Below are 24,235 nucleotides of genomic sequence, written 5' to 3' on the forward strand. Positions count from 1 at the left end.
CGGAATTTCTGACCAAAGAAGAGAGGTTTATCCCATCCCTTTGCGACGAAAGCAGTTCCGACTGAGAAATATCAGTAATTGTACTAGCACGGATATGCAACAGCGAACGAGTGTCATACGAAACTAAATGTAGTGCGTTTCATTTTTTCTGCACGTAAAACATTAACCGTATGTCATATTCACTATCGCTTTATCACTTTTTAGAAAATTAGCTTTAGGCAATATTGATGATTGACCAATCGAGGCAGGTAACTCCCGTGCTCGGGTTTGCTGGATTTAGTGGTTCAGGAAAAACCACTTTGCTGGAAGCCGTTATCCCACATTTAAATTCCTCGGGCTTACGGGTAGGGCTTTTGAAACACAGCCATCATGACATCGAACCGGATAAACCTACCAAAGACAGCTATCGACTCCGCTATGCTGGCAGCGACCAGCTTTTACTGGCAACCTCTAGACGCCACATGCTGTTTTTTGAGTATCGAGGCAATGAAGAAAGAGACCCTCAGTTAAGAGAGTGTTTGGCTCAACTCGACCATTCACGGCTTGACATCGTGCTTGTTGAAGGCTTTCGCAATGAAACTCTGCCAAAAATCGAAATTCACAGGCCAAGTTACGGAAAGCCGACTTTATTTCCGCATGACACTCATATTATTGCCATTGCTTATGACCAGAAACCTGATGCTTTAGATGAGTTCAATCTACCAAGTCTGGACCTGAACCAGCCATCAGATATTGCCGGATTCATAAAATACTGGCTGGCAAATGCGCCCGAAAGTGAGAAATATCTCGCTTATGAGCTAAAGCTGTAAAAATACCTATTTGGCGCGAAATAATGAGGTGAACAACCACAATGATAATGTAACAATCATTTTGTGTCGGGACTCTTGGTGCCAGCTGTACATTATTACAGCAACCAATTAGACAGATGCCTAGTGGATGAATTGACGATCTATGTCGGCCTTTTCCCATTAATGGGTCGCCCGTTTCGGTTAAAAACTTCAAAATGAGTCTTTCTAAAAATGCACAAGAAGTTAGATATGAAGTCAACTACCCGCACCGTCAGTTCAAATAAACAAGTCGCACTCGTTGCCCACGACCATTGCAAATCAGAATTGCTACGTTGGGTAAAAGAACACAAAGACGCACTAGCTCATCACAAACTCTTCGCCACAGGTACCACTGGAAACATCCTAAGCCGTGAAACCGGCTTAGCCATCACCTCTTTAATGAGTGGTCCAATGGGTGGCGACCAACAGTTGGGCGCAATGATTTGCGAAAAGAAAATCGATGTGCTGGTCTTCTTCTGGGATCCACTCTGTGCCGTTCCTCATGATCCTGATGTAAAGGCACTACTCCGTATCGCCACAGTTTGGAACATTCCGGTGGCCATCAACCGCGCTTCTGCAAACTACCTAATCACTTCACCAATGATGATGAACGAAATTGACATCGAAGTGCCAGATTACGATAAATATCTATCAGAAAGGCTATAATCCTTAACTCATGATTATCCAGCCCAAAATTCAAGGTGTGGTAGCACGTAGCTGCCACCCTTTCGGTTGTCAGGCAGCTATCTCTGAGCAAATTTCAAAATCACTTTCCCAACAATCTCCTTCAAGGATTTTGCCCAAGCGCGTTTTGGTGCTTGGCGCGTCATCCGGATTTGGCCTTGCTTCTCGAATTGCTCTTGCATTTGGGTCAGCAAAGGCAGGAACCATTGGGGTGTCCTTCGAGCGCGGCGTGTCAGAAAAAGGCATTGGCAGTGCAGGATGGTACAACAACATCTTCTTCCGTGATGCTGCAGAAAAAGAGGGATTGGTATCTACCAACATTGTAGGCGATGCGTTTTCCGCCGAAACCCGTGAGCAAGTAGCAAAGGCCATTGAGTGTGATTTCGATGGCCAGGTTGATTTAGTAGTCTATTCTCTCGCGACAGGTATAAGGCCAAACCCTGAAAACGGCGAATTCTGGCGCTCAGCAATTCGTCCTGTTGGGGAGACTGTAGAGGGTTACTCGGTCAACTTCGAGAAAAACAGTCTGGACATGGTCTCGTTCCCTCCAGCAACCGAGCAGGAAATCGAAGAGACCGTGAAGGTGATGGGCGGTGAAGACTGGCTTAGTTGGATGCAGTTCCTCAGCGAGAGAAAGCTACTATCTAAAGGCTGTGAAACGGTGGCCTACTCCTACATTGGTCCCGAACACACCCATGCCATTTACCACAAAGGCACGTTAGGACTCGCTAAAACCCATCTACACAACACCCGTGATGATATCAACACACTGCTAGAAAACATAGAGGGTAATGCCAATATCGCTGTGTGTAAGGCTTTAGTTACCAAGGCGAGCGTGTTTATACCGGGTTTGACTCCTTACCTTCTGGCGCTTTACCACGTGATGAAGCAGAAAGGACTTCATGAAGGTTGTATCGAGCAAATGAACCGCTTGTTTTACGACAAGTGGCAAAACAGTTCGGCGCGCGATGCTGAAGGCTTGATCCGCATGGATGATTGGGAACTGCGAGATGACGTCCAACAGGAAGTAAACGCACTGTTGGCTGAAATGAATACTGAAAACTTCACTGATGTCGGTGATTACCAAGGCGTCCTAGGCGAGTTCTTGCAGCTGAACGGCTTTGAATTCGATTCCGTCGACTACTCACAGGATGTCGACATTGAGGCACTCAAGGTGCTTCACCCTTAGTTTAAGCGTCCGATAAGTCTGCTGAAGATAAAAATGGCAGAGCTACTCTGCCATTGTTATCGTTTATCCCGACGTTGGATATTCCAGAAGGGCTTTAATCTCATCCAAGTGCTTTCTCACCCAAGTACGGTTTATCGCGCCCCAGTCTTTAATCTCATATCCACCGTTTTTATTAGCACCGACAAATTCGGTTTCAATATCCAACTCGCCAAGCGCTTCAATCGTGTCCTGAGCCGTTCGTCTCGGCATACCGGTTTCGCTAATAATGGCAGGGACAGTATTTACGCCATTGTCGATAAGGTGCGCCACCAACAGGCGACGATAGAAACTGGTTTTGGTTTTGCTCGGTTTACTCAAATGCTTTCCCTTTCAGATTATTAGCCTGATTTAGACTGACGTTGAGTGTAACGCCAAAGCATGGCAGAAAAATGTTATCCGCTGTTTTTAGTGCAGCAACTCACGTCATTGTGTCCACCCATAAGTGAAATCATGCGTAATGCAACAATCCACACCCAGTCTCAGCAATAATACGGGATTCACCGACTGCACGCTGAGATGCGTGCCAGACTGTTCGGTGCTCAAACTATTCCGATATCAAAACGGAGGACAGTGATGGCTCAGCAAAAAACAAAAGTATCCACCCACGAGACCATGGAAAATGCTTATGGTGACGACGTCGAACATAAGCACAACAAAGATCACCTCGATTACCGCGCCCATTAGCCCAGCCATGGACACCACTTGCATGGTGGTGTGAATTCGCACAAAGGGACTCACCACCATCACCGCACAACACACCACCACCATCACTACTATGGTCCGGTGACGATTGTTATGGGCCCGGACGAGGACGACGAATAATAGATGACAGGTAGAGCCCGATGATCGTCGGGCTTTGTCCAGATTAGAGATACACTGACACACCAACGGCGAATCTAGGCTTTATTGCCATATGCAAACAACCTCTTGGCGTTGGGCTGGTTTTTTCCTCACATACAAACTGACCTGTAGCACTAGACGCTCTCATAGCGAGTATGGTTGAAAATAGGTTCCTGTCAGTTTCGTTGATGCTGCAATATGAGCCATTGGATAACTTGACGATTGGATTTAGGCTTTGCCCAGCCCAATAAGTAACAACTTGTTCGATTTTTACATTGTTGTTCCGATGCCAGCCACCATCAAAATGGGGGTATCAGCACTCACCCCGAATGAGTTCACTAAAAGAGAAAATAAAATTAGATTAATTGGCTTCATTAAATAGAATCCTTCCTATATACCGATAATTAGTCTCTGGAACCATATAGACAACCCAATAAAATGGCTCCCTCTTAGAGGAATTAAACACTCTCAAGGTAAGTGAAGAGTCATCTGTGATAATCTTATAAACCCTTTCATTTGTCCTAAAAGAAAACGTTTTATCTGTAAATCTTGTTGAAAGTCCCTGCAAAGAGCGAACAATCTCAATTGAACTTTGAGGCTCTCCATCTAAAAAAACAGAGTACTCGCTATAAGGCTTGGACACAAAGCTCTTTATTTCCGACTCTACTTTAATTTTAAGAAACCCATCAAAGACAAAAAAACCTCCCCAGACAAAGGCGACTACGGAAAATAAACAGACGGAAGCCCGGAAAACTTTTTTAGCTTTTTTCTTTATAATTAGAAGAGAAATCAAAATCAAAGGAGAGGAAAAAAAAGGATTTTACCAATGAAATAATATGTATCTACGTAGTCTTTTAAGCTCATCGTTATCAACAAAACTCTTACTGTATTGAAGGTAGTTCTTAGTTAGGCCAAATATCCTACCTTAGAGGAATCCCAAACTCCAGCCGCATGGTCGCACCTATTACCCATCGGTTAGACCCTAGCTGTAAAACCAAGACCCAATCATTTCTCTCGCCATCAATAATTAAGGCCGCTGCTGAGTTCGGTAGTATCGCAAGTATTGATAGAATAGTATACTTTGAGTAGTGTTCCTTCTTCATCTTTTGCATTCCCTATAAAGTAATCACCCTTGTAAAGTGGTGAGATTTTAGCTGAAGAGTAAAAAGACCATTTCGATTCCCCCTGATAATATGCATTAATCGAAAATTTATACCCTTTTTCTAATTCAAAAACAATATATAGACGAGTATCTCTTCTAGCACTCTGATTACTAATAGAAGTAGCATACGTAGCTCTATTAATTATTTTCTTTATTTTAACCTCGTTAAATCCTTAGGGCTGAATCTATAAACGTTGCTATACCACCTTGATGAAATACCAATATCATAGCCGTAGGTAGGCGTTACTTGAATGAAACTATTGTTTAGTGAATCTGGGTACGCATCCACTATAATTGCAGCCAGCTGCTTTGCAATATTAGCATCGTAAACATCTTTTTTATTAAGAAAAACATTAGCTTCAACAAATTTTATTGTTTTGCTGCCAGAATCAAACGAGTTAAAAGCACTCGAAACTTCTTGAACCGTCGCACTTTTTACTAGTTCATTTTTTCTTATCTCTCTTTCAGTTTCTAACAGACTTATAAAATCCTTAGATTTGACCAAATCAGATGTAAAGATAGGAGAAAGAAAGGATGTTATAAGAACCAACGTTACTATAACCAGATGCGTTTTCCATATTGAAAGAGGAGTACCGATACTACCATTAACACTCACAACATAAGTCCCGCTTACTAGATCATGTAGTGACTGTCTAGTAACACGATTGAAGATATATAAATAAAGTATAGATAGGAAGCCACCCAATATAATAAAAGACAATGGATAAATTAAGTATGGGAGAAGTACTTCGGAAGAGAGTTGCGCTCCAGAAAGAAAGATCGGGATCAAAAAAAAGCTAGATCTTAAAAACGACCTTGGCAGACTAACTGTTGAGTTTGATGAATCTACAACTCTTATCTTTAACAGCATCTTACCTAATATTTGGCCATTCACTAAAGAGCTATTCATTACTCCAAAATAGACAATCGATATAGCAAAGCCTACTAATAAACCCCACCCACCAAGCTGAGCGAGAAAGTCTTTTTGGGTGATACCTAAAAGATTCCCGACAATTGATAAAAATAGAAAATCAGCACATAAAGCTCCGATTCTTCGCCAGAATCCACAAATCCATGTTTCTTGTGCTTTCCCCAAAATAAAGCCCTTAGTATGAGATAGAGCGACCTTTGTGAAAATACCCCAAAACGGTGTGCTTCTGTATTATGCGACACCTTTTCTAGTCCTACATGTACCAACAGTGCAAAGCTCTGGGTCTTTAACTTCCCAACTCCACCCATTAATTAAGCATCCAATCGTCACCTACCAGACGTAGAGTTTGAAGCAGGCAAGGACGATTGACACAGCCACAAGGCCAATCCAACCGATTGAACGTGTCACTGACTCCGGTGATTGGGTGTTGATTTGAGGGAATAAAATCGCCCCTAAAGACAATAGAGGTACCAGACCGTATAGCTGCCCCATTTGTGATGAAGTCCCTAGCGGAAACGGGGGAACAAACACATTAAAAATCGTAGTTGAATAAGAAATTCAGATCGTGTCCCACCAGTGCCCCATTTAGAGGAACTACGGAGAACTAATTCCATAAATTCATAATATTAAATACTTACAGTAATTTTGGCCCCAAATGTATACCAGCGGCAGAAGCAAGTTTGATTCTGCTTTTGGAGGTCTTGTTTGGACCACTACTGGTTTGGCTAATTCTAGGAGAAGTGCCAACTCCCTCTGTGGCAACGGGTGCAGGTTTAATTGTCGTAACTTTGGCAGCTCACACCCTCTGGAATCAACGCAAGCAAAGCCGTTAGCTTTCTTTTTCTTTCACCAAACCATCACCGGAGCGCAGCAGCATACCCAATAACTGTTCATTGCTAATGGGCTCCCCAGATAACACACTGGCAAGGATTTCACTGCCAAACAGCTGAGGCGATAGCAATACGTCCGCGTTTACACGCTTAACCTTCTTCATATTCTTGGCGTCATTCACTGCGGTAACCACTTTAATATCGGGCGAGATGGCCTTTACCGAAAGTACGATAAATGCGTTGGTGGCATCATCTTCCGTCAACGCCAACACAGCACGACAATGCTCGACACCCGCTTCCAATAACACATCGCTGTCGGTGCTATCGCCGGAAATAATATCGAGCTTAGTCCCTACTCTTTGCTCAATCTGGGCAAACTTATCTTCGTCTTCAATCGTCACCATAGTGACAGCCAATTCGCGCTTATGAAGCTGCCAAATCGTGCTGGATGCCAGCACTGAAGTGCCACAGACAATAAAGTGATTTTTCCTGTTCATCGGCTTTTGCACTCCTTTCACAAGCTTGTTCAACCCTCCCCGGATAATCGGGCCAAATACGGTAGTCAGAGAGGTAGCAAATACGGTGATCCCTGCGATGATAACAGAGATGGTAAACAGCCTCGCCGCCTCAGTTTGAGGGATAATGTCGCCATAACCGACGGTGGTCATAGTCACCATGGAAAAGTAAAACGCCGTCATCAAATCATGGATAGCGGGATGGAAGCCTTCACCGAAATAGAGCGCACCGTAAGTGGAATAAAACAGCAAAACGGCAAAGCTTATAAAGGCTGCAATACCACCCGCTGTGGCACTGGAATGGTTGAAGTCTTTGCTCAGCAAAATCAACAGTAATACGGCGCTGGCGCTCCAATACAAATGCGCGCCAAGATGCGGGAAAAAATGCCAGGTAAAGGTGAACACAATCATCAACAGAATGAGACTCACCGCCCAGGCAATCCGCGCTCTGAACAACAAACCAAAGGCGTTCAGCATCAAGAAGATACCGAGGAGTAACCAAGGCCCATTGACCGCATGTGTCCAGTTGATGTCAGTAAAGCTTTTGATGTGGAACAGCGCCACCAAATCGAGATTCTGTCCCCAAACAGATTGGAAAATCAGAAAGCCATTGATAAATACCAATGCGGCGACTAGAGAGTGACGAACACGACGCCAGAAATCGAGAGCTTTTTGAAGAAGATGAATGTGCAATCTGGTCACCTGAGAGACTAATCCGAAGGGAGTATAGTTCTCAGCCCACTTGCACTATGTTTTGTTGCCAAGACAGTGGGATGCAAAAGAAAACCCGTGCTGGGCGGGTTTTCAAGACTGACTTTGATTCAATCTGCGCGGTTCATTTGGGCAAGGATTTCCTCAGCCGCCCGCTTTGGCGATTCCGCATGGCAAATCGCTGACACCAGCGCAACACCCGCAAGCCTTGTCGCCATCACCTCATTAAGGTTAGAGGTGTTAATACCACCAATCGCAACAATCGGATAGCCGCTTTGCTCAACGGCTTTTCGTAGCCCTTCAACACCCCACTCTTTCTTGATATTGGTTTTTGTTGGCGTCGCGAATATCGCACTGAGACCAAGATAATCGACAGGTAAGTTATCGGCTTCTTCAAGCTGGGCTTCGGTTTCGATAGATAGCCCCAGCAGTTTGTCAGGACCAATCAAATCAAGAGCAATCTCTGCTGGCATGTCCGATTGGCCAAGGTGCACGCCATCCGCATCAACCGCTAAAGCCACATCAACACGGTCATTGATGATAAGTGGAACACCGGTTCCTGCCAGAATCGCTTTCACCGCTTTTGCCCGCTCGATAAACGCCCTGACATCACCGTGCTTCTCTCGCACCTGCACCATGGTGACACCACCTGCCACGGCTTCGGAAACCACGTTTTTCAACGTATCCAAATCCTGTTGGTCATCAGTCACCAGATACAAGCGATATGGGTTTAACGTCTTTTCCGTGTTCATGAGATTTTCAGGCGTTTGAGAAGCGTCGCTTCATCCAGTTGGTAAAGTGCATCCAGGATCTCAACTTGCAAACTGCCCGGTCCCTTTGCCCTTTCAGCGGCAATTTCTCCCACCACGCCCATGACGGCTGCGGCTGCAAGTCCGGTATTCTCCCCAACAGCTGCAAACGCTCCAGTAAGAGCAGACAGCGAACAACCCATACCCGTAACGTAAGGCATCATTTCATGACCGTTGTTGAGCTGGGTTTCCCCTTGAGATGTCACGATGTAATCTGTCGCGCCAGAGACCACAACGTTACAGTTGTAAGCTTCAACCAAATACCTCGCTGCCCCAAGAGCGGCTTCGCTGCTGTCCAACGCATCCACACCTTTGCTTTGCGCTCGCTCTCCGGCCAATGCAATGATTTCTGAGGCATTGCCCCGAATGATGAGGGATTCAGCCCAGGCTGCGATTTGTCTTGAAGTCTCGGTGCGAAGCGCGCTGGCTCCGCAACCGACAGGATCCAGCACCACGGTTTTCTTATTCAGGTTGGCTTGCTCAACAGCATGAATCATGCGCGGCGTCCAAGCGCTGTCCAACGTACCGATATTGATCACCAAGGCACCGGAAAATGACATCATCTCTGCCATTTCCTGCTGGGAGTGCGCCATGATTGGGGACGCCCCGAGCGCCAGCAACGCGTTGGCAGAGTTATTCATCACCACATAGTTAGTAATGTTCACCACCAGCGGTTTGGACTCTCTAACCTGTTTAAGTGCCGCTACGATCGTTTCTGTGTTCATCGCCTGCTCCTTTTCAGCGCACCGCGCCGTGTCCTTGGTAAAAGTGATTTACTGGGCCGTGGCCCTGCCCGACTTCGAGTTCGTCTGCGTGAGAAATGGCCTCAGAGATATAGCGTTTTGCAAGCGCTACAGCCTGACTTAACTCATTGCCTTGCGCCAAATAAGACGCAATAGCCGAAGACAGCGTGCAACCTGTGCCGTGCGTATTCTTGGTCTGCGTGCGTTTGGCAGAGAAAGTCTCAACCTGGTCTTCGAAAATCAAAAGGTCATTGCTGTTTTCGTCGGACTCCAAATGCCCACCTTTCAAAAGCACCGACCCAGAACCCAGAGCGCGCAGGTCTGCAATCATCTCACTCATCTCTTGCTCGGTTTGGGGCACCTCCGCGCCTGTTAATGCGGAGCCTTCCGGCAAATTGGGCGTAATGATATTGGCCAACGGCAGCAGTTCATTTTTCAGCGTGCTGATGGCCTCTTGCTTCAACAGCAAATCGCCACTGGTTGCGACCATCACAGGGTCAACCACCAGATACTGAGGGCGATAATGGCGGATTTTGTCTGCGACAACTTTGATGATATTGGCATCTGCCAACATACCCACTTTCACTGCGACCACATTAAGGTCGGAAAACACGGCATCCAACTGATGGGCAAGGTGTTCGACGGGAATCGGGAAAATAGCAGATACGCCGAGCGTGTTTTGAGCAGTGATGGCAGTGACCGCTGAACAGGCATAGCTTCCCGTCGCGGAAATGGCTTTGATATCTGCCTGAATACCTGCGCCGCCACCGCTGTCAGAGCCTGCAATGGTGAGAACAATGGGTGTTTGCTTTGATTGGTCTTGCATGGAAGTCCCTTAAAAATAAGGGGAACTTGAGAAAGCTGGGGATGGTAGTTAGTGAATACTGGCCCGATTGAAACCCAACTTCAACATAGTTCCCTACGTCAGTATTAACTGCCTCAGGTTCAACGGGTCACGCGATGCGTTCTCAGCCAATTGGCTCCCCGACTATGGCTTCGATACTAACAAGATTACCTGAAAGTGCAATCGCTTACCCCGCAGGTGATCACCTCCTCCGGCTGAAAAGTTCATCAATCGAATCAGGGTAAAGTGAAATTTTGTTGACCTTACCGCTAGGTAAAGGTTTACACTTGTCGGTAATGTTGTTTCGCTATTGAAGTTAGATGCGTATTTCTTCTCTCAGAAAATACTGGATATCCATCATCAGCCTGCTTGCCATGCTGGTGTCGGCTATTGCATCTGGCTCTCCGATGAACACAATGGAAATGATGACCCAACATCATCAGCCTGTTGTGCCCTGCGAAATGAAAGAGCAAATGGCTAATCCACATGCCGGTCACACCATGATGACCGAAGCCTCTGCTCCTGACTGCGGTTCAGCGTCCGGCATGGACCACAACTGTTGCCCTGCAACCTGCTTCTCTGCCTTTGCGCTATTCACAGACCAACAAACATCCCCACTCAATCAGGCCAAACTGGCACTGATGAATACCGACCTGTCAGCCCCGACGGTCTATCAACCACAGTCTCTCTACAGACCTCCAATATCCTAAATCCATCATATTGACCTTGTTGCGCCCGAAATAAGGCGCTGAGTGTATTTTCGCGTCGCTTTTCGACGCCAGAAATGGATTTAGTTATGAAATTCAAACCAAGCTTACTGGCTTTGTCGGTATGTGCTCTGGTCTCTGTCTCTGTACCTGTTTTTGCCCACAGTGTGGCAACAGCAGCTGAGATAACGGCCAAGCAAGACTCTCTGACACAGTTGATTGAACAGGCGCTGCGCTATGATGCCAGTCGCAAACAGTTTTATGCGCAATCTCAAGCCATGCGTGAAACCGGCATTGCCAGCGCAACGCTGATGGATCCGAAGCTTAAAGTCGGGTTCGGCGGGTTACCTATCGACAGTTTTCAGTTCGACCAAGACCCAATGACCAATATCTCTTTGGGTCTGATGCAACAATTCGAACGTGGTGAAACCCTCTCGCTACAGCAGAGAAAAGCCAATCAACAAGCCGACGGTATGTCGCTTCAAGTCGACGCCCGCGAGCGCGATATTGCCAATGGTATTACCCAACTTTGGCTGGAATTGGGGTATCAGCAACAAGCCGAAGATATTCTGAAAGAAAACCAACGCCTGATGCGTGAACTGGCCAACTTCATTCAAACCAATTATTCGATTGGCAAAAACGAAGCACAGGATTTACTGAACGCACAACTGCAAGTGAGCAAGCTGGATGAAAAACTTCAGGCCAATGCCCAAATGCAGCGCCGCATTACCTCGCAGCTTTCCGAATGGCTCGGTACAGAATGGCTGGCACAAAATGGTCAACTTCTCACGTCAAACCAACTCGATTGGCAACACCTGAACCAACGCATTGAACGCTCAGACGGCACTGAGCATTACGCACTGTTGGTCGATCACCCTATGGTCAAAATGACCGATGCCGCCATTTCAGCCAGCGAAACGCAGGTGGAAATTGCCGAGCAAGCTTACGCACCGCAATTTGGTGTTGAAGTCATGTATGCCTACCGACAGGCAAACGGCATGAACGGCCAACCAGCATCAGATTTGGTCAGTGCTTACCTGACCATGGATTTACCGCTGTTTACGGATAACCGTCAGGATAAAAACCATGCTGCTGCCCAGTACCAGGTAGGTGCAGCCAAGTCCCAGAAAGATCTTCTTCTCGCACAGATGAACGCCAAGGTGAATGCCTTGCTCGTTGACAGGGAAAACCTGGAACAGCGTTTGGAGCGCTACCGAAACACCCTGATTGAACAAGCAAAGGCGCGCACTCAAGCCGTTGAACGTGGATATCAGAACAACACCGCACAGTTCAGCGATGTGATTGCCGCTGCCAGCGATGAGCTGACACTCGCGCTGGAAAAACAGCGCCTTATCACTGACCTGAACTTAGTGAACAGCAACCTCGCTGCTTTGCTGGGTGGCTTTGACTATCGCGTCGAAACGCCGGATATCGCACAACCAACAACAAGAAACGCTCATCAGTAACGGGGAAATAACAATGAAAACAATGCAAGTAGCCACATTGGCGTTACTGGTCGGTGGCGTGATTGGGTTTAGCGCGAATCAATTTATGGCCGGGCATGGCCACGATATGTCGGCCATGGCAGAAAGTACTTCATCTGCAGGCTCAGACGAGCCTCTGTACTGGGTCGCACCGATGGACCCTAACTATCAGCGCGATAAGCCGGGTAAATCACCGATGGGGATGGATTTGATCCCGGTTTATGCCGAAGACCTGGCTGGGGGTAACGACAAACCCGGCACAGTGAAAATCGACCCAGCAGTTGAAAATAACCTTGGCGTGAAAACGGCGGCCGTTGAGTTATCCCAACTATCTCCACGCATCGAAACCGTCGGTTACATCGCCTTCGATGAGAGCCTGCTATGGCAAACGAACGTCCGTGTCGCGGGCTGGGTTGAGAAACTTTACATCAACGCAGTCGGAGAGAAAGTCAGTAAAGGCGATGTGCTTTTCACGCTCTACTCTCCTGAGCTGGTCAAAGCGCAGGAAGAACTGCTCAACGCCTACCGCACTGGCCGAAATGGGCTGGTCAAAGGCGCGACCGAACGTCTGGTTTCACTTGGCGTCGACCGCGAACAGATCCAGCAAATTAAAAAGCGTGGCAAAGCCTCACAAACTATTGAAGTAAAGGCGCTCGCAGACGGTGTCATCGCAAGCCTGAACATTCGCGAAGGGGGTTATCTTTCCCCTGCTCAAGCGGTGATCAGTGCAGGCCCATTAGAAGAAGTCTGGGTTGATGCCGAAGTCTTCGAACGTCAGGCCCACTGGGTGAAAGCAGGCAGCAAAGCCACCATGACGCTCGACGCGATTCCCGGTCAGGAATGGCAAGGTAAGGTCGACTACGTTTATCCGATTCTGGATCCAAAAACCCGAACCCTTCGCGTTCGCCTGAAATTCTCGAATCAGGATGGCGATCTCAAGCCGAACATGTTCGCCAATATTGCATTGCAACCAGTGACCGATGAGGCGGTGCTGACTATTCCTAAGTCATCAGTGATCCGCTCTGGCGGCATGACCCGCGTGGTGCTGGCAGAAGGTGAAGGCAAATATCGCTCTGCCCGCATCGAGGTTGGTCGCGAAGCAGGCGATAAGATCGAGGTACTGCAAGGGCTCACAGAGCAAGATCGCATTGTCACTTCTGCACACTTCATGCTGGACTCTGAGTCTAGCCAATCTGCAGATTTAGCGCGCATCTCTTCTTCTCAAGATCAGGGTGTAGTACCACCACCTGAAACCCAGTGGGCAAAAGGCGAAATCACTAACGTGATGGCAGGCCACCGCATGCTGACCATCAACCATGAACCCGTTCCTGAATGGAACTGGCCGGGCATGGTGATGGATTTCACCTTTGCAGAAGGCATCGAAATGGGCGACTTCTCTGCTGGTCAGGCCATCGACTTCGAAATGCAGAAAGGCGCTTCCGGTCAATACGAAATCGTTGATTACAAAGTCAGTGAAAGCACAACACCAAATGAAGTTTGGGTCGTCGGCGATATCTCCATGTTAATGGCAGATTTCGGCATGATCACACTCAACCACCAGCCGGTAGATGAGTGGAACTGGGAAGCAGGAGAAATGAACTTCTCGGTAGATGGAGACGTTGACCTTGGCAGCTTTGCAGAAGGTCAGACGGTACGTTTTCAGGTTCAGAAAAACGGTTCTGACTACACACTGAAAGCGCTGGAGCTGAATGGAGGTAATCAATGATTGGCGCAATTATTCGCTGGTCGATTGCCAACCGTTTTCTGATGTTGGTTGCGACCTTATTCCTGACGTTGGGTGGTCTCTACAGCGTAAAAAATACGCCTGTTGATGCCATTCCTGATTTGTCTGATGTTCAAGTGATCATCAAAACCACCTATCCCGGCCAAGCGCCACAGGTAGTGGAAGATCAGGTCACCTACCCTCTCACTACCGCGATGTTGGCGGTGCCGGGTGCGGAAACCGTACGCGGGTATTCCTTCTTTGGCGACTCGTACGTTTATATCATTTTCAATGATGATACCGACATGTATTGGGCACGCTCCCGTGTGTTGGAATACCTAAGCCAGGTTGCACCCAAACTGCCGCCGAATGCCAAACCCACCCTGGGTCCGGATGCTACCGGTGTGGGCTGGATTTACAGCTACGTGTTGCAGGACAAAACTGGGCAACACGATCTGGCTGAACTTCGCAGCTTGCAGGATTGGTTCCTGAAGTACGAGCTTCAAACGGTCGAAGGTGTATCAGAAGTGGCCACTGTCGGCGGCATGGTGAAGCAGTATCAAGTGCAAATTGACCCTGCCAAACTGCGTGCTTATGACCTGACCTTGCAACAGGTCAACATGGCAATCCAGAACGGCAACCAAGAAGCGGGCGCGTCGGTGATCGAAATCGCTGAAGCTGAGCACATGGTACGCACCACAGGTTACCTTTCCAGCGTGGAAGATATTCAATCACTGCCTATCAAGGTAACCGACAAAGGCACGCCTCTGTTGCTGGGTGACATCGCGGATATCAACATCGGCCCTCAAATGCGCCGCGGTATTTCCGAGTTTAACGGTGAAGGTGAAGCGGTTGGCGGCGTGATTGTGATGCGCTTTGGTGAAAACGCCAGCGAGGTGATTGGCAACGTTAAAACCAAACTGGAAGACCTCAAACGCAGCTTGCCGGAAGGTGTGGAAATCGTCCCGACCTATGACCGCTCGACGCTTATTGATGCGGCCGTTGAGAACCTTTGGAAGAAGCTCGCGGAAGAGTTCATCGTGGTTGCGGTGGTCTGTGCTCTGTTCCTGTTCCATATCCGCTCGTCGCTGGTTATCGCCATCAGTTTGCCAATCGGTATTCTCTCTGCGTTTATCGTGATGCACTGGCAAGGTATTAACGCCAACATCATGTCGTTAGGCGGTATCGCCATCGCCATCGGTGCCATGGTGGACGGCGCGATCGTGATGATAGAGAACGTCCATAAGCATATTGAACGAACGCCGCTGACGGACAAAAACCGCTGGCAGGTGATCAGCAAAGCCGCAGAAGAAGTCGGTGCGCCACTGTTCTTCTCGCTGCTGATCATTACGCTGAGCTTTGTTCCTGTGTTCGCCCTGGAAGGTCAGGAAGGCAAAATGTTCTCGCCACTGGCGTTCACCAAAACCTACGCAATGGCTGCCGCTGCCGGTTTGGCGATCACGCTCGTGCCTGTGTTGATGGGTTACTTCATTCGCGGAAAGGTACTGCCTGAGAACAAGAACCCGGTAAACCGCGGTTTGGTGGCGCTATATCGCCCACTGTTGAACCTCAGCCTGAAATTCCCGAAAACCATGATTGTGGTAGCAATCGCACTGATGGCGTCGGCGTACTACCCGACCAGTAAGCTCGGCAGCGAATTCATCCCACCGCTGGATGAAGGTGACCTGATGTACATGCCAACCACTTACCCTGGCATTTCCATCGGTAAAGCGCGTGAACTGCTGCAACAGACTAACAAGCTGATCAAAACCGTACCTGAAGTGGAATCTGTCTGGGGCAAGATTGGCCGTGCCGAGACCGCGACGGACCCTGCACCGCTGACCATGATTGAAACCGTGATCCAATTGAAACCTCGCGAAGAATGGCGTGACGGTGTCACGACAGATTCACTGCGTAAGGAGTTCGATGATCTGGTGAACTTCCCGGGATTAACCAACGCCTGGGTGATGCCGATTAAAACCCGTATCGACATGCTGGCCACCGGAATCAAGACACCGATTGGTATCAAGATCGCCGGCCCAGATTTGGCGGTGATTGAAACTATTGGCTCCCAACTTGAGCCGATCCTGAACGGCGTCGAAGGCACAGCCTCAGTTTACGCAGAACGCGTTGCTGGCGGGCGCTACGTCACTATCGATATTAAACGTCGTGCCGCCGCCCGTTACGGCCTCAGCATCAAAGATGTTCAGCAGGTGATTACTACTGCAGTAGGTGGCATGAATGTCGGCGAAACCATCGAAGGCTTGGAGCGCTACCCCATCAACGTGCGTTATCCGCAAGATTACCGCGACTCAGTGGTGAAGCTTCAGGAACTGCCTTTGGTAACACCAAACGGTGCGCGTATTGCGCTAGCGGACGTCGCGGATATTCGTTACGAAGATGGCCCACCGATGATCAAAACGGAAAACGCGCGTCCTAACGGCTGGGTGTTTGTCGATATCGACGGCCGTGATCTGGGCTCTTATGTGGCAGAAGCACAGCAAACCGTCGCAGAGCAGTTGGTACTGCCAGCAGGGTATTCACTCGCTTGGTCAGGGCAATACGAATACATGGAACGCGCCAAAGAACGCCTGAGCGTTGTGGTTCCTGTGACGATCGCCATCATCATGTTGCTGCTTTACATGAGTTTCCGCCGCGTCGGTGAAGTGCTGATCATCATGGCAACCCTGCCACTCTCTCTGGTCGGCGGCCTGTGGCTGATGCACTACCTTGGCTTCAACTTCTCCGTTGCTGTTGGCGTGGGTTTTATCGCCCTTGCCGGTGTTGCGGTGGAGATTGGGGTCATCATGTTGGTTTACCTCAATCAGGCTTGGCATTACCGCAAACTCCATGCTCAGGAAGAAAACCAACCGCTCACAATCACGGATTTAACCGATGCCATTCGCGAAGGCGCAGGCTTACGTGTACGTCCGGTCATGATGACGGTGCTGACAGTCATTATCGGCCTTATCCCCATCATGTATGGCGAGGGTACAGGCTCTGAGGTCATGCAACGTATCGCCGCGCCAATGATTGGCGGCATGGCGTCTGCCCTGCTGCTCACCCTGCTGGTTCTCCCAGCCATCTTCAAGCTATGGAAAAACAAAGAAGTCACCCAAAACGCATAACAAATCCACTGGGCTTTTTAGCCCAGTGATAACCATTTTTAAAAGGAAAACACGATGAAAAAGACACTGATTGCACTTTCTCTGGCTCTGGTTACCACTGGTGTATTTGCTGACACGATGGACCATTCGAAAATGGACCACGGTTCTATGGATCACAGCACGATGAATCATGGAGAAATGGATCATAGCGCCATGGGTCATGGTGATATGGACCACTCTAAAATGGACCATTCAAACATGATGAACATGGAAGGCATGTCAGCGGTAGGTATGCCAGCTAACGGCGCGAAGCCCGACAAAGTGGTTCACGTTATCCTGACTGATGACATGCGCATCAACTTCAAAAAAGACGTGACTATCGAACCGAACGATGTGGTGCAGTTCGTGGTGATGAACGCGGGTAAAATCGACCACGAGTTCTCTATTGGTTCGATGGAAGAGCAACTGAAACACCGTGAGATGATGAAAACCATGACAGGCCATCACGATCATGATTCGGGCAGCACGGTGACCGTGAAGCCGGGTAAAGCCAAACAGCTGCTGTGGCACTTCCATGGTGACAAGAATGTGGAGTTTGCTTGTAACATCCCAGGCCATGCGGAAGCAGGTATGGTGAAGAGTGTGAAGCTATAACTCATCAGACAAAGTGGCGCAATGATGCGGCTCTTTCATTTTTGTAGGAAAAGGCGTCATTAAAGATGTATTAGAGAGGGGCTGCAAAGAAATAAGCCTCTTTCGCACTCAACACATGTTGATAAACAATTTGGACTCTTCTGTTCTTTTTGGTAAAGATGATTCATTCACTAGGTTCGAAAAGTAAGAATGCTCAGCGGGTATTTTCTGCTGATTACGTCAAATAGGTGGGTGTAGAGAAAGCCGAAAGTGAGTCAGGTTAGTGAGTATTCTTTTGCTACATATTGACTCACCCTGTAACAAAATGACCAAATAAGCATACACTGCAATCCCGGGGCAAATTGACCAATAATATGGGTAACATGTAAAATTTTCCGACAAATTCACTAAATACAGGGTCAAATAGAATGACTACTCACTACTCTCTGCAACATGACTGTTGTTGAAATTAGATTCATCTCTCACATCAAACCCAAAAACTCGGACATTCATTGCAACATCAAGACAACATAGGTCATATAATCCTTCCACTATTGGAACAGGACTCAATAAATAACCAATGTCACGATGTACCCCCTCTTACAAAAGTCTTGAAGTCTTTCTGGCTGTAGCCAGAACCCAGTCTTATTTCCTAGCCGGAGAGGAAATGTGTATCGATGCAACAGGCGTCTATAAGCACATTAAGACTGTCGAAAACTACTTTGATCAGCGACTGGTACTTGGCAGTAAGGGGAATGTAAAACTGAGCGAAGCCGGGAAGCAATTGGCAAAGCAATTAAATGATGGATTTGAAATCATCAACTCGGCTTGTTCAACGCTAAAAAAAGATGATTCGTTGAATGTAAAACTCCCAATCTCTTTCGGATTGCGCTGGTTACTCCCCAATACCCACGATAACTTTTCAATGGTTAGCGAATTCGGTCAATTTCACTTTCATGTTGCCTATAGCCACACCATCGATTTTGCCGATGAAGACTTTGATATGGCAGTGGTTTATACCGTTAATAGCAAGGATGAGAAGTTCTACAATGAGCAGCTCGTTGCTGTCGCTAAACCGGAATACCTTAAAACCCTCAACGATCCTTCTTGGCCTGAGTTGCTCAAACACGGACGCATCGTTCACCCTACATCGACTGAAGCCGACTGGAACATCTTTCTGAACAAATTGAATATAGATATTTCCCAAAGTTGTTGCTCGCAGCGCATGATGACGGATTCCATCAGCAGCGCAATTTCCATCGTTAAGGAGATTGGTGGTATTGCCGTGGTAGATCCCCTCTTCATCCAAAAGGAAATTGCCAGTGGGGAATTGGTGATGGTGACACCAGAGGTCGTACCAACTGGATTTGGCTACAAACTCGCTGGTTCACGTGTTATGCCGGATGAGGATGCCTATCGATTTTTTGAAAAGTGGCTGACGGAAAACTGCCAATTCGTTCTCCCCGCCTTATCACAGGCTGACGTCGCATAAAAAACTCGCCCTAGGGCGAGTTTTTACGGTTTTGAAGAGCTTCAAATAAATATCGTTAGGAGTTTACGGGCACTTCTGATGCGTTGGTTTCCTCGTTGCCCTTCTCTCCTGGCCTTCGCATATTTGCCAACATACTTGCCCCTAAGATCAGTGCTCCGCAAACCACACCGGACAGCGTTGGGATTTCATCAAAAAACACCACACCAATAATAAATGCCATAGGAACTGACAGATAAAGCAACACGCTACCTGTAGACACATGTGCTCGGCGGAACCCCATAATAATGAAATAGTTGTAGGCATTTCCCAACACTGCCGCGAGAAGTACGATGCCCCATTGCATGGCCGAGATATCTACCCAGCCTTCCACAAACACTGTCATTGGCAGAGATACCGCGGCCAACGGTACCGCCAACCAGAACAGCATAAACTGGGGGTTTTCTTGTGAGCCAAGGCGTTTGTTTAGAACATGTTCGACAGCAAGTGTCAGTGCCGCCACAATCGGCGCAACCACACTGAAGCCACTTCCCGCCTCTTCAGGTCGATTGATGTAAAACACCGCACCAAAACCTACTAAACTCGCGATAACATTCTTCAGCGAAATCTTTTCACCGAGTAAAACAACAGCCAGCGGGATAATGAAAATAGGCTCTGCAAACAAAATGGTAATCACGGTGGCAAACGGTAGGTTGGCCAAGGAGTAAAACAAGGCGTAACAACCCACCAGATTGAGCGCAAAGCGCCAGTAGTAGATACGGCGATCTTTAATCGTCTCGCGCTTTTTCCAGTAGTAGACCACCACAGGCAAGATGACTAAAGTGCCGATTATCCAGCGCATAAACAGCAACTGCCAAGTGCCTATATCACCACCAGCAAGCTTGATAAAAGCATCCATGGCCGTCGCAGAAAGGACAGCCAGGAATATCATCGCCAGTCCACTCCAATGTGTCTCTCTATGCAAAAGACGCCTCCTTGTCCTCTTGCTCGGCGTCAAACCATGGCGTTTCTATGCGCTGCGGTCTAGCGATAACATCGCTTAGGTATTCATAGACAGAGCCATGGTAAAGTCCTTTACCATGCAGCCACTCATCGTTGTAAACCGTGTTCAGGTACTTTTCTCCGCCATCGCAAATCAGGCAAACCATGTTGCCGCTGCCTTCGCGCTTCGCACAGCGTTTAATGGCTTCGTAAATTGCGCCACCCGCTGAACCACCCACCAACAATCCGTGCTCACGGGCGAGATATCGACAGGTCGTGAAGGCTTCCGCATCGCTGACGCGAACGCCTTCGTCAAGAAGGTCAGGGTCGTAAAATGGCCCCATCACATCCCCTTCTGGCATGCCTGTTCCAGATTGCCAGTAAGGCCCACTTGGGAAACCGAAAATCACCGAACCAACCGGTTCCACACCAATAATTTCCAGCGCTGGATAACGCACGCGAAGCGCCTCGCCTACACCGACGATGCTCCCGCCTGTGCCAACGCAACAAACCAGACTATCGAGGTCGTCGCCAAGCTGCTCCTGGAGCTCTACCGCCAGCGTGTTGGTGTAACCCGCTGGGTTCGCAGCGTTATTGCACTGGTCCATAAACAGACCGCCATCAATAGAAGCGGCAAGATTTCGTGCAGTTTCAATGCGGGCAACCGTTGCCACTTCATCATCGGCAAAATCACCTTCCAGCAGATGTATTTTGCCACCATAGGCTTTTACCGCTGCAAGTTTGTCGGGGGCCGCATGATGATCGACAACGGCGATAAAGTTGATGCCAATTTCCGCACACATATAAGCGAGTGCAGTGGCAGTGTTACCGGAAGAGGATTCCACCACTGTTCCGCCGCGTTTCAATCGACCTGAGCGCAGCGCATCAAAAAGCATCTCCCTTGCCATACGATCTTTCATGCTTTGCCCGGGATTATTCTTTTCCACTTTCAGCCAAAGCGTCCAATCACTATGGGAAAATTTCAAGGCAAGCATTGGGGTTTCCCCAATCATTTGATGCATTGCTGTGCAGAGTTTCATCCCCTTACCTCCTCGATTAAAAAAGAATCTTCCTTGTTATCCAGTACAACTTTGTTAGGGATAGGCAAACCATGAAAGCGAGTTTCCAGCAGATCCATCAGATAGCCAGCGGTGTTATTAAAAACCAGTAAGTCTCCCGCTTTGGGCATTTGAGAAAAGGGGACTTTTCGGTAAGTTAGTACATCTTCCTCAAGGCAGCTTTGCCCTGCGATGTATGCACGAACAGGGATAAAGCTATCTGTGCTCTCCTCAGAAACTGGAAGATGTAAAGGATCGACGATAAATTCTGAGTTGAACCAGGTCTCAGAGAAACTAAAGCTCAGTCCTTTGACAATCACACAGTAATCTCCCGCATTGGTGGTTTTGGTACCAAGCACCTCGAAAGTGGTAAAACCAGCCCCATCAGTTAATGCCCTTCCGGGCTCAACAATAAGCTCTATTCTGTTGGCTTTGAGGCGTGCTGCGTTGTCGCCTTCTTTCAGGACTTTCTCCACAGCGGTTTCCAGGGTATCCGGATGCCAGTAAGGGTAAAAACTTTTTGGCATGCGGCCCGCAGCAAAATCCTCTTTATCGATAGCATTTTGAAAACGTCGCCAAGTAGCTTCTTCGACATAGCGGAGCGGATATCCGCCACCAATGTTTATTGCCTTCCAGCGAATGTCGGCCCCAAAGCGTAACGCGTCTGCAATATCAAGCAGTTCAGATAACGCTTTGCCTCGCTCAAAGGGGCAGTAACCAGAAAGGTGGAATCCCGCCCCTTCCAATTCAATATTTGACAGGCTGTCAGCAAACAATGAAGCTGCTTTGAGTTTCTCTTTGTTCATTCCAAAACGAGTGTGGGGCTGCTCTGCGTTCCAGCGAAGTAATACTCGAGCACTCTTCCCTATTGATGACGCAAGTCCCTGAATTTGAATTAACTCCTCGTCGGTGTCGACAACAATTCTGGCTTCCTGTCTAAGCGCCAGTGTCAGAAACGCTTCCGACTTAAACGGCCCCGACAGGCTACACTGTCGCCCAATCACGCCTTGGGTAAGAGCCAATTGGAATTCTTCAAGGGATGATACATCTATGCCAATTCCTTCCTCAGCGGCCGCTTTTACCAATGCAGCCGAGCGATTGGTTTTCATGGCGTACAGCACTTGGAAATGTGCTCCCAATTGATGGGAAAGTACCTGTTTTAAGCTATTGATATTTTCCTTTATGCGGTGGGGAAGAATAGCGTGAAATGGTGTGTTTGCCGCGTTGGTGATAAGTGGAAAAAGTTGGCGATAAGGAAGCGACAGATCCTCTTTTGCCGGAAAGCGGATGTCGAAGTCGTTACGTGCTACCACCTCCACCCCAGTATCCATACTGATATGATTCATTGCGTCTCCAGCGTCCAGGCTACAAATCAGGACAGCCGCGTGAAAAATTCAAGCATCTTGGCTGTGTTCAATTACCCGAACAATCTGAGGCACTTATTCCTAAGTGCACCAGATTGTCGGTTTCTATGATTAATTTTCAGGACATCACACGCTATAGAATTAAGTGCACATTAGTCTGCATTTTTTGCATTCCTTTGCTTTGGAGACACTTTTCCTACTCGCTGGAGCTAACAAAAACGGGTGGAGGCATAATTTCACTAACGGGAATCTGCGGCGCATAATCCGCATGATTAGGAATCATATTACCTACGCCAGAGTTGGTCAGAAAAGGGATAATCCAAATCAGCCAAGGTGGCTGCGGACAGTCAAATGCCGAAGATGTATCCGATAAAACCGCTTCAGTAAATGGTGTGCCAAGCTGATAGATGTCTCCGGTATTAAGCCCAAACTCCGTAAGGACATGTTGCCAGACCGATTTACTCATCCATTTTTTGAGAAGCACTTCATAACTTACACGCACCAGCTCAGCCTTCATTTGCTCGTCCTGACCCAGTCGCTCCTCAAGGCAGGCAAGCGGTGGTGGCAGACGTTCACCTATCATCAGCTGAACCATGTCTATGACAGTCAGGCGAACGACCCCATATCCCATAAGGTCGAAGACTACAGAGGGTAAATCAGAGCGCTTTGTTCCCGCCAAAGGGCGGCTCATATCCTCCACATTACGGAGTTTGACCCTAAATGAAGCCAGCATTTGGTCTTTGCTGTCTGTTGCTGATGCCCTTCCCTGCTGTCCTGACATAATGGTCAAAGCACGGAGGCGGTGAAGCGTTGAAAGGACAAGGCTTAGCGCCATGTCCGCATCTTTTTTGCTTTCAACTGTACGACTGAAATTACCCTGGGAATAGCCGCTCAATCTACACAGTTGAAGCGCGCTGAAATTAAGTTTCTCCAGTTCTTTCCGGACCGCTTCTGAAGGTGGTGCATGGAGTCTCAACATATGGCAAGCCGAAGACTGCAATTCGCGAACCAGCATGCTCGTACTTTCAGCATCTCCCCAACGATTCAATGGAAACAAAGCCGGTAAGAATTTCGACGCAGCGCGGGCGGAACCATCTTGCATGCCGGCGAGGCAAAACATATTACTCCAAGAAAGCACTACTGTATCTGTGCGCTCCTGATAACAGAGATCTGCGGTAAAAGTGCCGTTGTCCTGAAATGACAACGGGCGAAGGCAATAGGCGTATGTTGGCTGTGTCATCACTCCCCCCTAAATGAACAGCGAGGCTGTAAACAACGCTAACTTCTTGGGTCAGCTCGAGTAGATGACAGCGTACAAGTTAAGGCTGGGGGATATTTGGAATTGTTTGCAACTGCGAATGCAGGAAATGCACCTCCATGATTTTCAAGAATTTTTGTTGCATGCTGAGAGCATTTTATAAAGGACAGCTCTGTTAACTAAGCTAAACCCAACATAGCGGACCCAGAAAAATACATAGCGGGGTTTACTTGGGCAACCCCCACTTGCCCTTCGGGCCGTTGCCTAATCGGCTTCGCCGAACAACGCTGTCTCACTTCGCTCGGCT

20 protein-coding genes, 1 pseudogene and 1 riboswitch are annotated in these 24,235 nt (G+C 48.1%); of the genes and pseudogenes, 10 read left to right on the forward strand and 11 right to left on the reverse strand.

Annotation, left to right across the window (positions count from 1 at the left end; translation table 11 throughout):
* Window positions 1–227 precede the first annotated feature (227 nt).
* From mobB to fabV, 3 genes are all read left to right on the forward strand, one after another.
* The gene (mobB, locus tag VP504_RS04200) at window positions 228–809 is read left to right on the forward strand and encodes a molybdopterin-guanine dinucleotide biosynthesis protein B (RefSeq protein WP_325893979.1); all 582 of its coding nucleotides are present in this window, start codon (window positions 228–230) and stop codon (window positions 807–809) included.
* Window positions 810–1,037: 228 nt separating this feature from the next.
* A complete protein-coding gene (locus VP504_RS04205; RefSeq protein WP_325893089.1) occupies window positions 1,038–1,493 on the forward strand; it encodes a methylglyoxal synthase in 456 nt (151 codons plus the stop codon).
* Between the two features lie 10 nt (window positions 1,494–1,503).
* On the forward strand, window positions 1,504–2,700 hold the full coding sequence (gene fabV / locus VP504_RS04210; protein ID WP_325893090.1) for an enoyl-ACP reductase FabV: 1,197 nt from the start codon (window positions 1,504–1,506) through the stop codon (window positions 2,698–2,700).
* A 63-nt stretch (window positions 2,701–2,763) separates the two neighbouring features.
* Here the strand turns inward: fabV and VP504_RS04215 are convergent, their stop codons facing one another.
* Window positions 2,764–3,057 (reverse strand): winged helix-turn-helix domain-containing protein, encoded by a 294-nt coding sequence (locus tag VP504_RS04215; RefSeq protein ID WP_062714786.1) that lies wholly within the window; start codon window positions 3,055–3,057, stop codon window positions 2,764–2,766.
* Window positions 3,058–3,312: 255 nt separating this feature from the next.
* On the opposite strand from VP504_RS04215, the pseudogene VP504_RS04220 reads away from it, so the two are divergent.
* Window positions 3,313–3,561: pseudogene (locus VP504_RS04220) on the forward strand (hypothetical protein).
* A 1,331-nt stretch (window positions 3,562–4,892) separates the two neighbouring features.
* Here VP504_RS04220 and VP504_RS04225 read toward each other — a convergent pair.
* The 6 genes from VP504_RS04225 to thiD form a co-directional block, all read right to left on the reverse strand.
* A complete protein-coding gene (locus VP504_RS04225; protein WP_325893091.1) occupies window positions 4,893–5,837 on the reverse strand; it encodes an RDD family protein in 945 nt (314 codons plus the stop codon).
* A 165-nt stretch (window positions 5,838–6,002) separates the two neighbouring features.
* Window positions 6,003–6,164 carry a hypothetical protein gene (locus VP504_RS04230; protein WP_325893092.1) on the reverse strand — a complete coding sequence of 54 codons (162 nt, stop codon included), beginning with the start codon at window positions 6,162–6,164 and terminating at the stop codon, window positions 6,003–6,005.
* A 337-nt stretch (window positions 6,165–6,501) separates the two neighbouring features.
* Complete coding sequence (kch, locus tag VP504_RS04235; protein WP_325893093.1) at window positions 6,502–7,710, reverse strand: voltage-gated potassium channel protein; 1,209 nt, start codon at window positions 7,708–7,710, stop codon at window positions 6,502–6,504.
* A 128-nt stretch (window positions 7,711–7,838) separates the two neighbouring features.
* Window positions 7,839–8,480, reverse strand: coding sequence for a thiamine phosphate synthase (gene thiE / locus VP504_RS04240; protein ID WP_325893094.1), 642 nt, complete (start codon window positions 8,478–8,480; stop codon window positions 7,839–7,841).
* Window positions 8,477–9,262 (reverse strand): hydroxyethylthiazole kinase, encoded by a 786-nt coding sequence (thiM, locus tag VP504_RS04245; protein ID WP_325893095.1) that lies wholly within the window; start codon window positions 9,260–9,262, stop codon window positions 8,477–8,479. Before thiM ends, thiE begins: the two co-directional genes overlap by 4 nt.
* A gap of 13 nt (window positions 9,263–9,275) precedes the next feature.
* Window positions 9,276–10,106: a bifunctional hydroxymethylpyrimidine kinase/phosphomethylpyrimidine kinase gene (thiD, locus tag VP504_RS04250; RefSeq protein ID WP_325893096.1), complete on the reverse strand. Its 831-nt coding sequence runs from the start codon at window positions 10,104–10,106 to the stop codon at window positions 9,276–9,278.
* A gap of 73 nt (window positions 10,107–10,179) precedes the next feature.
* Window positions 10,180–10,277, reverse strand: a riboswitch (TPP riboswitch).
* A gap of 167 nt (window positions 10,278–10,444) precedes the next feature.
* On the opposite strand from thiD, the gene VP504_RS04255 reads away from it, so the two are divergent.
* The 6 genes from VP504_RS04255 (at window position 10,445) to VP504_RS04280 (ending at window position 19,270) form a co-directional block, all read left to right on the forward strand.
* Window positions 10,445–10,834 (forward strand): hypothetical protein, encoded by a 390-nt coding sequence (locus tag VP504_RS04255; protein ID WP_325893097.1) that lies wholly within the window; start codon window positions 10,445–10,447, stop codon window positions 10,832–10,834.
* 86 nt (window positions 10,835–10,920) lie between these two features.
* On the forward strand, window positions 10,921–12,297 hold the full coding sequence (locus VP504_RS04260) for a TolC family protein (protein ID WP_325893098.1): 1,377 nt from the start codon (window positions 10,921–10,923) through the stop codon (window positions 12,295–12,297).
* Window positions 12,298–12,310: 13 nt separating this feature from the next.
* Window positions 12,311–14,041: an efflux RND transporter periplasmic adaptor subunit gene (locus tag VP504_RS04265; RefSeq protein ID WP_325893099.1), complete on the forward strand. Its 1,731-nt coding sequence runs from the start codon at window positions 12,311–12,313 to the stop codon at window positions 14,039–14,041.
* Complete coding sequence (locus tag VP504_RS04270) at window positions 14,038–17,166, forward strand: efflux RND transporter permease subunit (RefSeq protein WP_325893100.1); 3,129 nt, start codon at window positions 14,038–14,040, stop codon at window positions 17,164–17,166. Before VP504_RS04265 ends, VP504_RS04270 begins: the two co-directional genes overlap by 4 nt.
* Window positions 17,167–17,220: 54 nt before the next feature.
* Window positions 17,221–17,799, forward strand: coding sequence for a copper-resistant cuproprotein CopI (copI, locus tag VP504_RS04275; protein WP_325893101.1), 579 nt, complete (start codon window positions 17,221–17,223; stop codon window positions 17,797–17,799).
* Window positions 17,800–18,358: 559 nt separating this feature from the next.
* Window positions 18,359–19,270 (forward strand): LysR substrate-binding domain-containing protein, encoded by a 912-nt coding sequence (locus VP504_RS04280; protein ID WP_325893102.1) that lies wholly within the window; start codon window positions 18,359–18,361, stop codon window positions 19,268–19,270.
* A gap of 55 nt (window positions 19,271–19,325) precedes the next feature.
* On the opposite strand, the gene VP504_RS04285 is transcribed toward VP504_RS04280, so the two are convergent.
* The 4 genes from VP504_RS04285 to VP504_RS04300 all read right to left on the reverse strand — a co-directional run bounded on the left by VP504_RS04285 (window position 19,326) and on the right by VP504_RS04300 (window position 23,910).
* Window positions 19,326–20,231 (reverse strand): DMT family transporter, encoded by a 906-nt coding sequence (locus tag VP504_RS04285; RefSeq protein WP_325893103.1) that lies wholly within the window; start codon window positions 20,229–20,231, stop codon window positions 19,326–19,328.
* On the reverse strand, window positions 20,224–21,288 hold the full coding sequence (locus VP504_RS04290) for a PLP-dependent cysteine synthase family protein (protein ID WP_325893104.1): 1,065 nt from the start codon (window positions 21,286–21,288) through the stop codon (window positions 20,224–20,226). The genes VP504_RS04285 and VP504_RS04290 overlap by 8 nt, the downstream gene beginning before the upstream one ends.
* Window positions 21,285–22,652 carry an alanine racemase gene (locus VP504_RS04295; RefSeq protein WP_325893105.1) on the reverse strand — a complete coding sequence of 456 codons (1,368 nt, stop codon included), beginning with the start codon at window positions 22,650–22,652 and terminating at the stop codon, window positions 21,285–21,287. The genes VP504_RS04290 and VP504_RS04295 overlap by 4 nt, the downstream gene beginning before the upstream one ends.
* A gap of 214 nt (window positions 22,653–22,866) precedes the next feature.
* Window positions 22,867–23,910, reverse strand: a complete 1,044-nt coding sequence (locus VP504_RS04300) for a hypothetical protein (RefSeq protein ID WP_325893106.1) — start codon at window positions 23,908–23,910, stop codon at window positions 22,867–22,869.
* Between the last annotated feature and the right edge of the window lie 325 nt (window positions 23,911–24,235).

Origin of the sequence: Grimontia sp. NTOU-MAR1, from assembly GCF_035758505.1 — a bacterium.
GTDB lineage: Bacteria > Pseudomonadota > Gammaproteobacteria > Enterobacterales > Vibrionaceae > Enterovibrio > Enterovibrio marinus.

Coding starts and splice junctions, on each gene's coding strand:
- VP504_RS04260 (WP_325893098.1), top strand. CDS start 10,921: ATGAAATTCAAACCAAGCTTACTGGCTTTGTCGGTATGTGCTCTGGTC.
- thiE (WP_325893094.1), bottom strand. CDS start 8,480: ATGAACACGGAAAAGACGTTAAACCCATATCGCTTGTATCTGGTGACT.
- VP504_RS04290 (WP_325893104.1), bottom strand. CDS start 21,288: ATGAAACTCTGCACAGCAATGCATCAAATGATTGGGGAAACCCCAATG.
- VP504_RS04230 (WP_325893092.1), bottom strand. CDS start 6,164: ATGGGGCAGCTATACGGTCTGGTACCTCTATTGTCTTTAGGGGCGATT.
- VP504_RS04270 (WP_325893100.1), top strand. CDS start 14,038: ATGATTGGCGCAATTATTCGCTGGTCGATTGCCAACCGTTTTCTGATG.
- VP504_RS04295 (WP_325893105.1), bottom strand. CDS start 22,652: ATGAATCATATCAGTATGGATACTGGGGTGGAGGTGGTAGCACGTAAC.
- thiM (WP_325893095.1), bottom strand. CDS start 9,262: ATGAACACAGAAACGATCGTAGCGGCACTTAAACAGGTTAGAGAGTCC.
- mobB (WP_325893979.1), top strand. CDS start 228: ATGATTGACCAATCGAGGCAGGTAACTCCCGTGCTCGGGTTTGCTGGA.
- fabV (WP_325893090.1), top strand. CDS start 1,504: ATGATTATCCAGCCCAAAATTCAAGGTGTGGTAGCACGTAGCTGCCAC.
- VP504_RS04265 (WP_325893099.1), top strand. CDS start 12,311: ATGAAAACAATGCAAGTAGCCACATTGGCGTTACTGGTCGGTGGCGTG.
- VP504_RS04300 (WP_325893106.1), bottom strand. CDS start 23,910: ATGACACAGCCAACATACGCCTATTGCCTTCGCCCGTTGTCATTTCAG.
- VP504_RS04255 (WP_325893097.1), top strand. CDS start 10,445: ATGCGTATTTCTTCTCTCAGAAAATACTGGATATCCATCATCAGCCTG.
- copI (WP_325893101.1), top strand. CDS start 17,221: ATGAAAAAGACACTGATTGCACTTTCTCTGGCTCTGGTTACCACTGGT.
- thiD (WP_325893096.1), bottom strand. CDS start 10,106: ATGCAAGACCAATCAAAGCAAACACCCATTGTTCTCACCATTGCAGGC.
- VP504_RS04280 (WP_325893102.1), top strand. CDS start 18,359: ATGTCACGATGTACCCCCTCTTACAAAAGTCTTGAAGTCTTTCTGGCT.
- VP504_RS04205 (WP_325893089.1), top strand. CDS start 1,038: ATGAAGTCAACTACCCGCACCGTCAGTTCAAATAAACAAGTCGCACTC.